11 protein-coding genes are annotated in these 15,221 nt (G+C 70.1%); 8 read left to right on the top strand and 3 right to left on the bottom strand.

From position 1 onward, the window contains the following. Positions 1–94: 94 nt before the first annotated feature. On the bottom strand, positions 95–1,723 hold the full coding sequence (locus tag ACF08M_RS24975) for an acyl-CoA synthetase (protein WP_392187501.1): 1,629 nt from the start codon (positions 1,721–1,723) through the stop codon (positions 95–97). A 167-nt stretch (positions 1,724–1,890) separates the two neighbouring features. Between ACF08M_RS24975 and ACF08M_RS24970 the strand changes: the two genes are divergently transcribed. The 7 genes from ACF08M_RS24970 to ACF08M_RS24940 all read left to right on the top strand — a co-directional run bounded on the left by ACF08M_RS24970 (position 1,891) and on the right by ACF08M_RS24940 (position 9,804). Further along, a complete protein-coding gene (locus tag ACF08M_RS24970) occupies positions 1,891–2,691 on the top strand; it encodes a crotonase/enoyl-CoA hydratase family protein (RefSeq protein ID WP_392187500.1) in 801 nt (266 codons plus the stop codon). 15 nt (positions 2,692–2,706) lie between these two features. After that, positions 2,707–3,660 (top strand): Zn-ribbon domain-containing OB-fold protein, encoded by a 954-nt coding sequence (locus ACF08M_RS24965; protein WP_392187499.1) that lies wholly within the window; start codon positions 2,707–2,709, stop codon positions 3,658–3,660. After that, positions 3,661–4,713, top strand: a complete 1,053-nt coding sequence (locus ACF08M_RS24960) for a thiolase domain-containing protein (RefSeq protein ID WP_392187498.1) — start codon at positions 3,661–3,663, stop codon at positions 4,711–4,713. Beyond that, positions 4,706–5,872, top strand: coding sequence for a thiolase domain-containing protein (locus ACF08M_RS24955; RefSeq protein WP_392187497.1), 1,167 nt, complete (start codon positions 4,706–4,708; stop codon positions 5,870–5,872). The genes ACF08M_RS24960 and ACF08M_RS24955 overlap by 8 nt, the downstream gene beginning before the upstream one ends. A gap of 343 nt (positions 5,873–6,215) precedes the next feature. Further along, on the top strand, positions 6,216–6,623 hold the full coding sequence (locus ACF08M_RS24950) for an ACT domain-containing protein (protein ID WP_392187496.1): 408 nt from the start codon (positions 6,216–6,218) through the stop codon (positions 6,621–6,623). A gap of 129 nt (positions 6,624–6,752) precedes the next feature. Continuing rightward, positions 6,753–7,253: a hypothetical protein gene (locus ACF08M_RS24945; protein ID WP_018550733.1), complete on the top strand. Its 501-nt coding sequence runs from the start codon at positions 6,753–6,755 to the stop codon at positions 7,251–7,253. Positions 7,254–7,401: 148 nt separating this feature from the next. After that, positions 7,402–9,804, top strand: coding sequence for a glycoside hydrolase N-terminal domain-containing protein (locus tag ACF08M_RS24940; protein WP_392187495.1), 2,403 nt, complete (start codon positions 7,402–7,404; stop codon positions 9,802–9,804). Here the strand turns inward: ACF08M_RS24940 and ACF08M_RS24935 are convergent. Further along, positions 9,780–11,993, bottom strand: coding sequence for a germacradienol/geosmin synthase (locus ACF08M_RS24935; protein ID WP_392187494.1), 2,214 nt, complete (start codon positions 11,991–11,993; stop codon positions 9,780–9,782). The genes ACF08M_RS24940 and ACF08M_RS24935 overlap by 25 nt on opposite strands. A gap of 384 nt (positions 11,994–12,377) precedes the next feature. Here ACF08M_RS24935 and ACF08M_RS24930 point away from each other — a divergent pair, with 384 nt between their 5' ends. Further along, on the top strand, positions 12,378–13,709 hold the full coding sequence (locus ACF08M_RS24930; RefSeq protein ID WP_392187493.1) for an N-acetylmuramoyl-L-alanine amidase: 1,332 nt from the start codon (positions 12,378–12,380) through the stop codon (positions 13,707–13,709). A 212-nt stretch (positions 13,710–13,921) separates the two neighbouring features. Here the strand turns inward: ACF08M_RS24930 and ACF08M_RS24925 are convergent, their stop codons facing one another. Next, on the bottom strand, positions 13,922–15,109 hold the full coding sequence (locus tag ACF08M_RS24925; RefSeq protein WP_392187492.1) for an ROK family protein: 1,188 nt from the start codon (positions 15,107–15,109) through the stop codon (positions 13,922–13,924). Positions 15,110–15,221 lie beyond the last annotated feature (112 nt).

Raw genomic sequence — 15,221 nt, 5'->3', positions numbered from 1 at the left:
CGAACCGGTCCGGCCGCCGTTCGGGTGTTCCTCGGGGGAGCCGGTCCGGCCGCCGTTCGGGTGTCTCGTCGGCCCCGGACCCCGGTGCCCGGTCTCAGTCCTCGGGCCCGGGCCGAGGTGCGACGACCGAGCGGGCCCACCGGTAGTCGGCCTTGCCGCTCGGCGAACGCCGGATCTGCCCGGCGATCACCAGCCGACGGGGGATCTTGTAGCCGGCCAGGTGTGTCCTGCAATGCGCCTGGAGGTCGTCCAGCGAGGGCGCGGCAGCCCCTTCACGCAGCTGCACCACGGCCGCGACATGGTTTCCCCACCGTTCGTCGGGCACCCCGGCGACCAGTGCGTCGTACACATCCGGATGGGCCTTCAGCGCCTGCTCGACCTCCTCGGGATACACCTTCTCGCCCCCGGTGTTGATGCACTGCGAACCCCGGCCGAGGACCGTGACGATGCCGTCCGCGTCGACGGTCGCCATGTCGCCGAGCAGGACCCAGCGCTGACCGTCCCTGTGGAAGAACGTCTCCGCCGTCTTCCGGGGGTCGTTGTAGTACCCGAGCGGCACATGGCCGCGCTGGGCGATCCGCCCCGGCTCGCCCGGAGCCACCGGGGCGTGGGTCACCGGATCGACCACCGCCGTGCGGTAGTTGACCCGCAGCCGGAAGCCCTTCTCCGGCCCGGAGTCGGCCGTCGCCGTGCCGTTGAATCCGGACTCCGACGAGCCGAAGTTGTTCAGCAGCATCACCGTCGGCACCAGTTCCTGGAACTCCGCACGCACCGAGTCCGACATGATCGCACCCGAGCTGGATACGGAGAACATCGACGAGCAGTCGGTGCCCTTCAACGGTCCCCGCAGCGCGTCGATCAACGGCCGCAGCATCGCGTCGCCCACCAGGGACACGCTGGTGACCTTCTCCTTCTCGATCGTACGGAGCACCTCCTGGGGCACGAACTTGCGGTGGACCACCACCCGTTGCCCGAAGTTGAACCCGATGAACGCGGTGAGCGTCGACGTGCCGTGCATCAGCGGGGGAGTGGGGAAGAAGGTGATCCCGTCACCGCCGGCGGCCACCCGCTCGGCCAGCTCCTGCGGCGACTTCACCGGCTCACCGGTCGGGGCGCCGCCGCCGAGGCCGGAGAAGAAGAGGTCCTCCTGACGCCACATCACGCCCTTGGGCATTCCGGTGGTGCCCCCGGTGTAGATGATGAACTGGTCGTCGGCCGAGCGCGGGGGGAAGCCGCGCTCCGGACTCCCGGCCGCTTCGGCGTCCGTGAACGCCACGGCGTCCGGACCGGTGGTGCCCGCGGCCGGGGCCCCCACCCGGACCAGGTGACGGAGTGTCGGTGCCTGCGGGGCGGCGGCCGAGACCCGTTCGTCGAACTCGGCGTCGAAGACCAGCGCCGCCAGATCCGCGTCCCGGTAGAGGTAGGCCAACTCATCTTCCACGTAGCGATAGTTGACGTTGACGGGGACGATGCGGGCCTTGAGGCAGGCCAGCGCCGTCTGGAGATACTCGACCCCGTTGTAGAGGTGCAGCCCCAGGTGTTCCCCAGGGGCGATGCCCGCCTCGATCAGATGGTGGGCGACACGGTTGGCGGCCGCGTCCAGCTCCGCGTACGTCAGCCGGCGCTCCGCACCCGTACCGGGGTGGTCGAGGTAGACGAGCGCCTCGCGTTCCGGGACCGCGTCGACGACCGACTCGAACAGGTCGGCAAGGTTGTACTCCACCGTTCCTCCTGACCCCGGATGCTGACTGGCCCGGCGGTCATTAGAGCGCCGGGAGGCACAAGTGGGAAGAGGGGCCGCCGAAGAAATCTGACTGACTGTCAGAAAACTATTGAACTGGCCCCCCGCCTACTGCAACCTGTTCTAGGTCTTGAGACGGGAGGCAGGCAATGGGTGGTACCGAACACCTCACCGTGCGGCGCGAGGGCGCCACACTGGTGCTCACCTTGAACAGGCCGGAGGCGAAGAACGCCCTCTCGCTGCCGATGCTGGTCGGGCTGTACGACGGCTGGCTGGCGGCGGACGCGGACGACACGGTCCGCTCCGTCGTCCTCACCGGTGCGGGCGGCTGTTTCTGTGCCGGCATGGACCTCAAAGCCCTGGCCGGCAAGGGGATGGAGGGCGAGCAGTACCGCGACCGGATGACCGCCGACCCCGATCTGCACTGGAAGGCGATGCTGCGCCACCACCGCCCTCGCAAACCGGTCGTCGCCGCCGTCGAGGGCCACTGCGTGGCAGGCGGCACCGAGATCCTCCAGGGCACCGACATCCGCATCGCCGGGGCGAGCGCCACCTTCGGGCTCTTCGAGGTAGCCCGCGGACTCTTCCCCATCGGAGGGTCGACGGTACGGCTGCCGCGCCAGATCGCCCGTACCCACGCGCTCGAAATGCTGCTCACCGGGCGTCCCTACAGTGCCGAGGAGGCGGCCGGCATCGGGCTGATCGGCCGGGTCGTCCCCGACGGCACCGTGCTGGCACAGGCCCTCGAGGTCGCCGAGCGGATCAACGCCTGCGGACCGCTCGCCGTCGAGGCCGTCAAGGCGTCCGTGTACGAGAGCGCCGAGCTGACCGAGACCGAGGGCCTCGCCGCCGAACTGAAGCGCGGCTGGCCGGTCTTCGCCACCGAAGACGCCAAGGAAGGCGCCCGCGCCTTCGCCGAGAAGCGCCCGCCCGTCTACCGGCGCGCCTGAGCCAAGGAGGCAACCGTGCCCGACATCCTCAGCGCACCGCTGGTGGTCGAATTCCCCTTCACCCGCTCGCTCGGCCCGGTCCAGAGCGCCTTCCTGACCGGGCTGCGCGCAGGCACCGTCCTGGGCGTCCGGACCGTCGGGGGAAAGGTTCTCGTCCCACCCGTCGAGTACGACCCCGTCACCGCCGAGGAGATCCGCGAACTGACCGAGGTCGCCGTCACCGGCACGGTCACCACCTGGGCGTGGAACCCCGCCCCGCGCCGCGGCCAGCCCCTCGACACCCCCTTCGCCTGGGTCCTCGTCCGGCTCGACGGCGCCGACACCGCTCTGCTGCACGCCCTGGACGTGCCCGGCCCGGAAGCCGTCCGCACCGGCCTGCGGGTACGGATCCGCTGGGCCCCCGAGCGGACCGGCGCCATCACGGACATCGCCTGCTTCGAACCGTACGACGGCGGCGGCACCGGCCGGTCCGCCCCGCACGGAGGCGAGTCCGGCGATCCCGTCACCGGCATCGTCACCCCCGCCCGCCTCGACTACCGGTACACCCCCGGCCGCGCGCAGAGCGCGTACCTCGGCGCACTCTCCGAACAGCGCGTCGTCGGGGAGCGCTGCCCGTCCTGCGCCAAGGTGTACGTGCCGCCCCGCGGCGCCTGCCCCACGTGCGGGGTCGCCACCGCGGAACAGGTCGAGGTCGGCCCGCGCGGCACCGTGACCACGTACTGCATCGTCAACATCAAGGCTGCTCACACGGCGAATCTCGACATCGAAGTGCCCTACGTCTACGCGCACATCGCCCTCGACGGCGCCGACCTCGCCCTGCACGCCCGGATCGGCGGCATCCCGTACGACCAGGTGCGCATGGGGCTGCGTGTCGAACCCGTCTGGACCGAGGGCGGGCGTCACCCCGATCACTACCGGCCGACCGGCGAGCCGGACGCCGACTACGACGCGTACAAGGAGTTGCTGTAGATGCGAGACGTGGCGATCGTCGCCTTCGCGCAGACCGACCACCTGAGGCGCACCGACGAACTCTCCGAAGTCGAGATGCTGATGCCCATCCTCCATCAGGTCCTCGACACGACCGGTCTCAGGACGAGCGACATCGGCTTCACCTGTTCCGGCTCCAGCGACTACCTCGCGGGCCGCGCCTTCTCCTTCACCATGGCGCTCGACGGCGTCGGCGCGTACCCGCCGATATCCGAGTCCCATGTGGAGATGGACGGCGCCTGGGCACTGTACGAGGCCTGGGTGAAGATCCAGACGGGCGCCGCCGACACCGCGCTCGTCTACGCCTACGGAAAGTCCTCGCCCGGTGAGGTGCGTGACGTCCTCACCCGGCAGCTCGACCCGTACTACGTCGGCCCGCTCTGGCCGGACTCCGTCGCCCTCGCCGCACTCCAGGCGCAGGCACTGATCGACGCGGGCGACACCGACGAGGCCGCCCTCGCCGCGATCGCCACCCGCAGCCGCACCGCCGCCGCGGACCATCCGCACGTCCAGCTCGCCGGCCCGGTCCCGGCCGGTGAGTACGTCGTACGGCCACTGCGCACCGGTGACTGCCCACCGATCGGCGACGGCGCCGCAGCCGTGATCCTCGCCGCCGGGGAAACCGCACGGGCCCTGTGCGCCCGTCCCGCATGGATCCGCGGGATCGACCACCGCATCGAGGCCCACGGCCTCGGCGTCCGCGAGCTGACCGAATCACCGTCCACCCGGCTCGCCGCGACCCGTGCCGGTGTCTTCGAACGGCCGGTGGACACCGCGGAGTTGCACGCCCCTTTCACCTCCCAGGAGGTGGTGCTGCGCAAGGCGCTGCGGCTCGATGCCGGCGTCACTGTCAACCCGTCCGGCGGTGCGCTCGCCGCCAACCCGATCATGGCCGCCGGGCTGATCCGTCTCGGCGAGGCCGCGGCCCGGATCCACCGGGGCGAGTCCGACCGGGCTCTCGCCCACGCCACCTCCGGTCCCTGCCTGCAACAGAACCTGGTCGCCGTACTCGAAGGGGAGAGTGCTCATGCCTGAGGAGCCCGTGGCCGTCGTCGGCATCGGCCAGACGAAGCACGTCTCCGCCCGCCGGGACGTCTCCATCGCCGGACTCGTCCGAGAGGCCGCCGTCCGCGCGCTGGAGGACGCCGGACTGACCTGGGCGGACATCGACGCCGTCGTCATCGGCAAGGCACCCGACTTCTTCGAGGGGCTGATGATGCCGGAGCTCTACCTCGCCGACGCCCTCGGCGCGGTCGGCAAGCCGATGCTCCGGGTGCACACCGCGGGTTCGGTCGGCGGCTCCACAGCACTCGTCGCCGCGAATCTGGTCTCCGCGCGGGTGCACCGCACCGTCCTCACGCTCGCCTTCGAGAAGCAGTCCGAGTCCAACGCCATGTGGGGCCTCTCGCTGCCCATCCCGTTCCAGCAACCGCTGCTGGCCGGAGCGGGCGGTTTCTTCGCCCCGCACGTCCGGGCCTACATGCGCCGCACCGGGGCGCCCGACACGATCGGCTCACTCGTCGCCTACAAGGACCGGCGCAACGCGCTCAGAAACCCGTACGCGCACATCCACGACCCGGACATCACCCTGGAGAAGGTCCAGTCCGCACCGATGCTCTGGGATCCGATCCGCTACTCGGAGACCTGCCCGTCCTCCGACGGGGCCTGCGCGATGATCCTCACCGACCGTGCCGGAGCGGACCGCGCGCCGCATCCGCCCGCGTGGGTGCACGGCGGCGCGATGCGCAGCGAACCGACCCTCTTCGCCGGCAAGGACTTCGTCTCGCCGAGGGCGGGCAAGGACTGCGCCGCCGACGTCTACCGGCAGGCGGGAATCAGCGACCCGCGGCGGGAGATCGACGCCGTCGAGATGTATGTGCCGTTCTCCTGGTACGAGCCCATGTGGCTGGAGAACCTCGGCTTCGCCGAGGAGGGCGAGGGCTGGAAACTCACCGAATCCGGCGTCACCGAACTCGACGGCGACCTGCCCGTGAACCCCTCGGGCGGGGTGCTCTCCACCAACCCCATCGGCGCCTCCGGCATGATCCGCTTCGCCGAGGCCGCGCTGCAGGTACGGGGACAGGCGGGCGAGCACCAGGTGGCGGGGGCGCGAAGGGCGCTCGGCCACGCCTACGGCGGCGGGGCGCAGTTCTTCGCCATGTGGCTGGTCGGAGCCGAACCCCCCACCGGCTGACCGCGGGCGGCCCGGGGCCGGAGGAAGCCCCTCACGCGGCCTGTCCCGGGCCGCTCACGGTGGCCAAGGGTGCGCCCGCACCGGGCACCGGGCCGCGAACCCGCCGTCCGCCGCCACCCGGTCGGCGCAACGGCGGATCGGGCGTCGCCCGCCGCCCTTGCCCGCGCCGCCCCCGGAGTCCTCGACGGGCCGGACCGCACGGCGCTGCGCGCCTGTCACGCCCGGCGTCGTGTGCGGTACTTCGCTGAGGAGCACCCCCGCCAGGAGTGATGCGAGCCGTCCCGTGGCCATGGTGCCCGGGGCCGCCATCGCGAGCGGAGCCGCGCCACGTACGGTGGTGACCGTGACAGGCGAGAACGATCTGCGAACCCTGCTGAGCGGCATGCGACCCGAGCTGAACCCGGGCCGCTACGTCTTCATCACCACGCCCCACGGTGCGGCGCCCGAGGGCGTCGACCCGGTCGTCACCGTCACCGAGCCCGAGGGGCTCACCCTGGTGCTGCCGGAGGAGCAAGCCGTCTCGGCGGGTCTGCGATACGACTACGTGGCGGGCTGGATCACGCTCCGTGTCCACTCCGCACTCGACGCGGTGGGGCTCACTGCGGCCGTGTCCCTGGCGCTCACCGACGCCGGGCTGAGCTGCAACGTGGTGGCGGGCTTCCATCACGATCACCTGTTCGTTCCGTATGACCGTGCCGCCGAGGCGGTCGGAGTGCTGGAGACGCTGGCCGCGGAATCCGACAGGCTCTGAGGCACCGGCCGGGCAACCCGGTCGGCGGCCGGTCCGTGGGGCCGTCGGGCCCGGGCCGTGGGCCCGACGGAGCCCCGCCCTGCGCGGACCCGGCTCCGCAACGTGAGCCGGGACACGTAACATGTCTGCATGTCCTTCCTCCGCCGCCGTAGCGCCGCCACACCCGCGGGCCCCGACTTCGACGTCCTGGCCATGGACCCGGGCGACTGGCCCGGAAATCTCGGTGCCGGTCTGCTGCCCGCGCCCGACGGGAGCTGTCAGGGCGTCTTTCTCCGCTACGACCTGTTCGGCGGCCGCGGCCCCGCGATGATCATCGGCAATCTCCCGGAGGGATCGCCCGCCCGCGAGACCGAGGAGGGCCAGGTCCCGTTCGAGGTCGCCCAGCTGCTGCTCGCGCTCGAGAACGACGAACCGGTCGAGGTCACCGGCACCGAGGACATGCCCGTGATGCAGGGCGACAACCTGCTGATCGTCCGCCGCGTCAAGCTCTCCGAGAGCCGGATCTCCTGCGTCCAGTTCGACCGCAGCGACGGCGTGCTCGTCACCATCGCCAGCTGGGACCGGCCGATCACCGACGATCTGTACACCCTGCTGAAGCCCCTGCCCGCCGAGCTGTTCCAGCAGGGCTAGAAACGTTCCTTCGCCGGCCGCCCGTATGCACCGGGCGGCTGCGGGGCGCACACACAGCCAACTGTCCAAGTGCTCGCGGCCTCTGTCCAAGAGGCCGCTTCGTCGTGTGCCTTGTCGGGCCAGTCGTCCGACCTCTACCGTCAGCCGCATGACATCCGGGATGACGCGACGCACCACAGTGAAGACAGCGATTGGCGCAACCGGTGCTCTGGCGCTGGGAATTCCTGCTCTCTCCGGCACGGCGGCGGCCGTCGGTACCTCCGATGAATCGACGATGGCGGCAGGCTCCGCCTACGCGAAGGAAGCGGCGGGGCTCACCCTCCGGTACGACACCCCGGCCGCGAACTGGGAGCGTGAGTCGCTGCCCATCGGCGGCGGTGCCCTCGGTGCGAGCGTGTACGGGACACTTGCCTCCGAGCGGCTCACCTTCAATGAGAAGACGCTGTGGACCGGCGGCCCCGGTTCCGCCGAGGGCTACGACTTCGGGAACTGGACCACCCCCAGGCCGGGTGCCCTCACCGGCGTACAACAACGCCTCGACAGTCAGGGCGCTCTCGACCCGGACATGGTCGCCGCCGAGCTCGGCCAGGCACGCCGCGGCTACGGCGCCTACCAGGTCTTCGGCGACCTGCGGCTGGATCTGCCGAACGCCCCGGCCGCCCCCGACGCCTCCTACCGGCGCACCCTCGATCTGCGCAACGCCCTCGCCGCCGTCGCGTACGCCCACCAAGGCACCGTCCACACAAGGGAGTTCTTCGTCTCCCACCCGGACAGGGTCATCGTGGGGCGCCTCGCCGCCGACCATCCGGGACAGGTGTCGTTCACCCTGCGCTACACCTCACCCCGCGACGACTGCACCGTCACCGCCGACCAGGACCGGCTCACCGTGCGCGGTGCGCTGAAGGACAACGGCCTGCGCTTCGAGGCCCAGATCCGCGTCCGGACCAGCGGCGGCACCGTCACCGCCGGTGCGGACGGCACTCTCACCGTCACCGGCGCCGACAGCGCCTGGTTCGCCCTCGCCGCGGCCACCGACTACGCCGACCGCTACCCCTCCTACCGCGGCGACGACCCGCACGCAGCGGTCACCGCCGCGGTGGACGCGGCCGCCCGCACCGCGTACGAGAAAGTCCGTGGCACCCACGTACGCGACCACCGGTCCCTCTTCGACCGGGTCGCCCTCGACATCGGCCAGCAACTGCCGGACCTGCCCACCGATCAGCTGCTCGCCCGGTACACGGACGGTACGAGCCCCGCGAACCGGGCCCTGGAAGCGTTGTTCTTCCAGTACGGCCGCTACCTGCTGATCGCCTCGTCGCGGGCCGGTTCGCTGCCCGCCAACCTCCAGGGCGTCTGGAACAACTCCACCACCCCGCCGTGGTCCGCCGACTACCACAGCAACATCAACCTGCAGATGAACTACTGGCTCGCCGAGGCCACCAACCTCGCCGAGACCACCGCACCGTACGACCGCTACGTCGAAGCGATGCGCGCCCCGGGCCGGCGAACGGCGAAGGAGATGTTCGGGACCGCCGGCTGGATCGTGCACAACGAGACCAATCCGTACGGCTTCACCGGCGTCCACGACTGGTCCACCGCCTTCTGGTTCCCCGAGGCCGCCGCCTGGCTGACCCAGCAGATGTACGAGCACTACCGGTTCGGCGGCTCCACCGGCTATCTGCGCTCCACCGCCTACCCCGCGATGAAGGAGGCCGCCGAATTCTGGCTGGCCAACCTGCACACCGACCCGCGCGACGGACTGCTCGTCGTCACTCCCAGCTACTCACCCGAGCACGGCGATTTCACCGCCGGTGCCGCGATGTCCCAGCAGATCGTTCACGACCTCCTCACCAACACCCTGGAAGCCGCCCGCACCCTCGGTGACGCACCCGCCTTCCGCAGCCGCCTGGAGGCCGCCCTCGACCGGCTCGACCCCGGGCTGCGGATCGGTTCCTGGGGCCAGCTCCAGGAGTGGAAGACCGACCGCGACGACCCGGCCGACGACCACCGCCATGTCTCGCACCTCTTCGCCCTGCACCCCGGGCGGCAGATCGAACCCGGCAGCACGTGGGCCGAAGCGGCCAAGGTCTCCCTCGGCGCGCGCGGCGACGGCGGCACCGGCTGGTCCAAGGCATGGAAGATCAACTTCTGGGCGCGGCTGCGCGACGGCGACCACGCCCACAGGATGCTCGCCGAACAGCTGAAGAATTCCACCCTGCCCAACCTCTGGGACACCCACCCGCCGTTCCAGATCGACGGCAACTTCGGCGCCACCTCGGGCATCGCCGAAATGCTGCTGCAGAGTCAGCACGACGCCGTCGAGATCCTCCCGGCCCTCCCGGCGAACTGGCCGGACGGGTCGGTACGCGGTCTGCGCGCCCGGGGCGGCTTCACCGTCGACATCGAATGGGCCGCGGGGCAGGCCCGCCGTGTGGTGATCACGGCGAGCCGCAGCCGCGAAGTGACCGTCCGCAGCTCGCTGTTCGCGAGCGGCGAGAAGGTCTTCAAGGCGCGTGCGGGCGGACGCTACACGCTGACGGCCGAGGGCTGAGCGAACAGCGCGGTCACCCGCGCCGCCGAGACACCGAGCCCCGTGGGACCGCTGAGGTACCACGGGGTGCCGGTGCCCCGCCGCAGGTCCTCCTCGCGGTAGCGCCGGCAGCCCCGGTGCCAGATCAGGATCCCCGCGAGCCAGTGCCTGAGCTCCTGCACGTACCCGGCCAGGATCTTCCTCGCCTCCGCGTCCAGCCCGAAGTCGTCGTACAGCAACGGGAGTTCCTGCTCGGCGACGTGCAGGAACTGCCGCAGCCGCGACTTCATCAGGTCGTGCACGATCGCCACCCCGGTCGGATAGTCCACCCCGAAGAAGTTCTGCACGACCAGGACGCCATTGTGCACCTCGCCCTCGTACTCGATCTCCTTCTGGTACGAGAACAGGTCGTTGAGCAGACACGCGTAGTCCGACGCCGCGTTCTCCAGCGAGCGCAGCGGCCCACTGTGGTAGATCTCCGGCGGCACCTTCCTGCCGTGCCCAAGACGGCACAGACTCATCGTGAGATCGGAACCGAAGGTCTTGCGCCGCATCTCGATGTAGTCCACCGGGTCGGGGATGCGGTTCTGCACCTGGTTCGCCAGCTCCCACACCCAGCTCGCGGTCATGTCCTCGACCGCCGTACGGAAGGCGCGGCGCCCGCCCGCGTCCATCGGGGCCGAGGTCTTCGCCCAGAGATCGGCCAGCGCGCGCTCCAGGGCATTGACCGGCTCGGGCGTTCCGGCCCCGTCGAGGGGCATGAACAGCGAAAGCCGCTCATTGGCGAGCCTGGCCCCCGCCAGATCACGCGGCCTGCCGTGCACCACCGGGAACCAGTCGTCGCCGTACGTCCCCCAGGTCAGCCACTGGGAGGAAAGATCCAGTTCCTCCGGTGTCGCATCCGGATGCAGCCCGGCCGCGCACAGCGGCAGATCGATCGCGACGAGCCGCGCCTCGTCCCAGATGTGCGATCCCGGCACGCCCGGCTGCGCCTCCAGGATCCCCATGCGGTTCGCCCAGTCGACGATCCGTACCCGCGCCCCGCCCAGATGCGGGCTGAGGGTGGTGCCGAACGGCAGCTCGAAGTCGGGCAGCAGGGACGGGCCGACATGCTGGTACGGCACATGGGTGTGGCTGCGCAGCCGGGCCGACTCGGAGCGGGGGGTCAGTCGGATCGACGCCGCGGACATGCCGAAACCGGGTCCTGTGCCACCGGCGCCGCCGCCGTTCATGTAGCGGCTGGAGCGCATGTGCCACTCATGACCGCCCGACTGCCAGTCCTGCAACCCCTTGACGTACGCCAGTACCGCCGCGGTGTCCGCCGGGTCGAGCCCCTTCTCCGCGCAGAGCGGACCGAGTTCGGTGAGCGCCGTGTTCTCGAACTGCTGGAGCCGCGACGTCAGCAGATCGTTCACCGCGTCGGCGGCCTCCTGCGTGGAGCAGCCGAGGAAATGCTCAAGTACCAGCACCCCATTGCTGTTCTCGCCCTCGTCCTCGACCTCCCGCTGGTACGAGAAGAGGTCATTGCGCAGGTGTACGCCGTCGGAGAAGGCATCCCGCAGCACGCGCAGCGCACGCTCGTCGGCCACCGACTCGGGGACCTCCGCACCCGCCGCGTACTCCACGAGCCCCGCCGACCAGGGGGCCCCGCCCACCTTGCGGCGCATCTCGATGTACTCGACGGGGTTCGCGATGCGTCCCTCGTTGATGTTGGCGAGCTCCCACAGCGACTCGTTGAGCAGGTTCTTCGTCGCCTCGGCGAACCGGAGCAGCCAGGCTTCGGACATGCTCGGCACCGTCCGTGCCCACAGGTCGGCCAGCCCCGCCTCGACCGGGTTCGTCGGTTCCGGCATCGGGGCGTTGCGGTCCATCGGCATGAAGGCCGGCAGCCGGTCCAGATACCGTTTTCCGCCCTCGCGGTCCGGGGTGCGCTTGAACAGCTCCAGGAAGTGGTCGTCGAAGAAGAAGACCCATACGTACCAGTCGGTGACCAGGGAGAGAGCCTCGGACGAGCAGTCGGGGTGGGTGTACGCGCACAGCAGCGCGTAGTCGTGGGAGTCGAGGTCCTTCTCCTCCCAGATGCCCGAACCCTCCAGCATTCCTATGCTGCGCGCCCACTTCTTGGTGTGCTGCCGTGCCTCCTCGACATGGGCGTTGAGCCGCGCCGGATACGGAACGTAGAAGTCCGGCAGGGTGAAGGGCTGAGCCATGTGCGTCCGGCCTTTCCGAGATCTCCATGCGTTCGCCGCACGGACCGGTGGTGTCCGCGCGAGCACTACCCCTTGGCCGTGCGGGGCACGCACATCCTGGATTAGTCACACAAAAGGTGTGCTCGTCCGTGGCGCGTCCGCGCGTGTCACCGGTCGGCCGACCGCCCGCGGGGCGTGGTCCACGAGGTGTTGTCAGCGGCCGGTTGCTTCTTTCCGGCCGCAGGTCAGACACCGTGCCAGTGGTCTGGTCCACTGGCTCGACCCATCAGCTCCACTTGACCCTTGACGCACCATCACCTCAGGTCGGAGAGTGTGCGCGCACAGCGGAACAGTGGGATCGGATCACGCACGGCTCCATCACGCACGGCTCCAAGAAGGGTTGTCATGACGTCCAAGCAGAAGACCGGACTGGCACTCGCGCTGACCACGGTCGGTGCGCTGAGCATGGCACTGCTCAGTCCCGCGGCGCAGGCCGGTGCAGCCGGGGTGCGGCCGGAATGCCCGCGCGGTCTCGTATGCGACTGGGTACCGGCGGCCTACCGGCAGACCGGCGACCCGGCCGACAAGGAGACGTACGGGAACTACGACACCTCGGACCGGCCGCACACCAACAAGATCAGATTCATCGTTCTGCACGACACCGAGGAAGACTTCGACACCACCCTGAAGATCTTCCAGAACCCGCTGAAACAGACTTCCGCCCACTATGTGGTGCGCTCGGGCGACGGTCACGTCACCCAGATGGTCAAGGGCAAGGACGTCGCCTGGCAGGCCGGCAACTGGTACATCAACAGCCACTCCATAGGCATCGAGCAGGAGGGCGTCGCCGTCGACGGCGCCAAGTGGTACACCCCCGAGATGTACCGCTCCACCGCCGAGCTGGTGCGCTACCTCGCCGCCAAGTACGACATACCGCTCGACCGCCAGCACATCATCGGCCACGACGGTGTGCCACCCACCGGCGCCGCCGGCACCAAGAACATGCACTGGGACCCGGGCACCTACTGGGACTGGAATCACTTCATGGCGCTGCTCGGCAAGCCCACCGTGCCCAGCGCCCCGAAGAACAGCGAACTCGTCACCGTCAGCCCGTACTTCAAGAAGAACAAGCAGGCGTTCCGCGACTGCGAGAAGGGCGTCGACCTGCCGGTCCAGGGATCCAGCGCCGTCCCGCTCCACACCGCACCGTCCGACGACGCACCGCTCTTCTCCGACCCCGGCCTCCACACCGACGGCTCGCCCGGCACGAACTGCGTCGCCGACTGGGGAAGCAAGATCAGCGCCACCCAGCAGGCCGTCGTCGCGGACCACGCCCCCGGCTGGACGGCGATCTGGTGGTACGGCCAGAAGGCATGGTTCCGGACCCCGGCCCACACCCGCACCACCACGCCCACCTCCGGCTACGTGGTCAGGCCGAAGGCCGGCCGTACGGACGTGCCGGTGTACGGGGTGGCATACCCGGAGAAGTCCGAGTACCCCGCGGGCTTCGCGGACCAGCGGGCGGGCTCGCCGCTGCAGTACACGATCAAGGCCGGCCAGTCCTACCCGGGCGGCGGTGAAGCACCCACGGGCTACTTCTACGCCCCGACGATCGACTCCTCGTACCCGTTCGACCACGCCTATTTCCGCGGCAAGGAGAAATACGTGACGGTGCAGATCGGCCACCGGGTCGCCTTCGTGAAGGCATCCGACGTGGACATCGTGCGCACCCGCTGAGACCACACCCGAGCCGTCGGGACCGCGCCGGGACCGTGTGTCCGTACGACCAGGAGAAGGCCCTGCATGCGCACGCCGACCAGGACCTGCCGCGGGCGTTGCCATGGCGTTCCCGACGGGGCCTGATGATCCCGGCGCGAACCCGTGACGGTGTGAACGCGTGATCCGTGCCCCTCCGCCAACGGCGTCCGTGTGCGCAGGGGCACCCGGGATCAGCCCGCCACCTGCCGGTTCACCTGTGCGGGAGAGAGCGCGTGCTCGATCGCGAGGATGCCCGCCCCCACCGCGGCCGCGTTCTCACCCGTACGGCTCGGCTCGATCCGCAACAGTTGCGTGGCCAGCGGATGCGAGCGTCGGTAGACCGCCTCCCGTACCCCCGCGAGCAGCTGGTCGTGGACGGCGGCCAGCGCACCCCCCATCACCACCGTGTCCGGGTTGAAGAAATTCACCAGCCCGGCGAGAACCTCGCCGACCGCCCGGCCCGCCTCGCGAACCATCCGCACCGCGTCCCGGTTCCCGGACTGCACCAGCCGCACCACATCACTGCCCGACGCCGCGTCCAGGCCCAGGCCGACCAGCTTCGCCGCCAGTGACGCACCGCCCGCGACCGCCTCCAGACAACCCGAATTGCCGCACCGGCACGGGTCGTCCAGATCCGCCACCCGGATGTGGCCGATGTCGCCCGCGCATCCCTGCGCACCCCGGTGCAGCTGCCCGTCGGCGACGATCCCGCAGCCGATCCCCGTGCCGACCTTGATGTACAACAGGTAACGACAGCCCGGGAAGGCGCGGCGCTGCTCGGCCAGCGCCATCACGTTCACATCATTGTCGACGAGCGCCCGCACGCCGAACCGGGCGGCGAAGAACTCCGGGATCGGGTACTGGTGCCAGCCCGGCATGATCGGCGGATCGACGGGACGCCCGGTGGAGAACTCCACCGGGCCCGGCACGCCCACGCCGATGCGCCGCAACGTTTCGGGCTCCTGATGCGCCTCCTTGAGCAGGGCGCGTACCGTCCGCTCCACATGCCGCAGCACGGAGTCCGGGCCGTCACCGATCGACAGCGGCTCCTCCTGCACCGCCAGGGTGGAACCGCCGATGTCCATCAGTGCCACCCGGCAGTGCGAGGCCCCCAGATCCACCCCGGCCACCGTGTGTTCACGGGTGCGCAGCGCCAGCCGGCGCGGCGGGCGGCCGCCGGTGGAACCGCCGTCGGCGTCCTCGTCGACGAGACCGTGCGCGATCAGCGCGTCCACCCGCTGGGAGACCGTCGAACGGGCCATCCCGGTGATCCGGGCGATGTCGGCACGGGTCGCCACCGCCCCTGAACTGATCAACGCGAGGACCTCGCCGGGCGAGTGCGAGGCGGCAGCGGATGTGCGATCCGGCGGCGAAGACATGACAGTCACCCTAAGGACGACTTTTGCTGCTCACAAGGCGTACCGCGTTCGGTCATCGGCATAAGTTCAGGTCAAGTCGCTTGAAAATAAACGTGCTTGAGTCCTTGACAGT

Origin of the sequence: Streptomyces sp. NPDC015032 (assembly GCF_043080425.1) — a bacterium.
GTDB lineage: Bacteria > Actinomycetota > Actinomycetes > Streptomycetales > Streptomycetaceae > Streptomyces.
The sequence above is the reverse complement of the archived record's forward strand: the minus strand, read 5'-3'. Positions and strand labels throughout refer to the sequence as shown.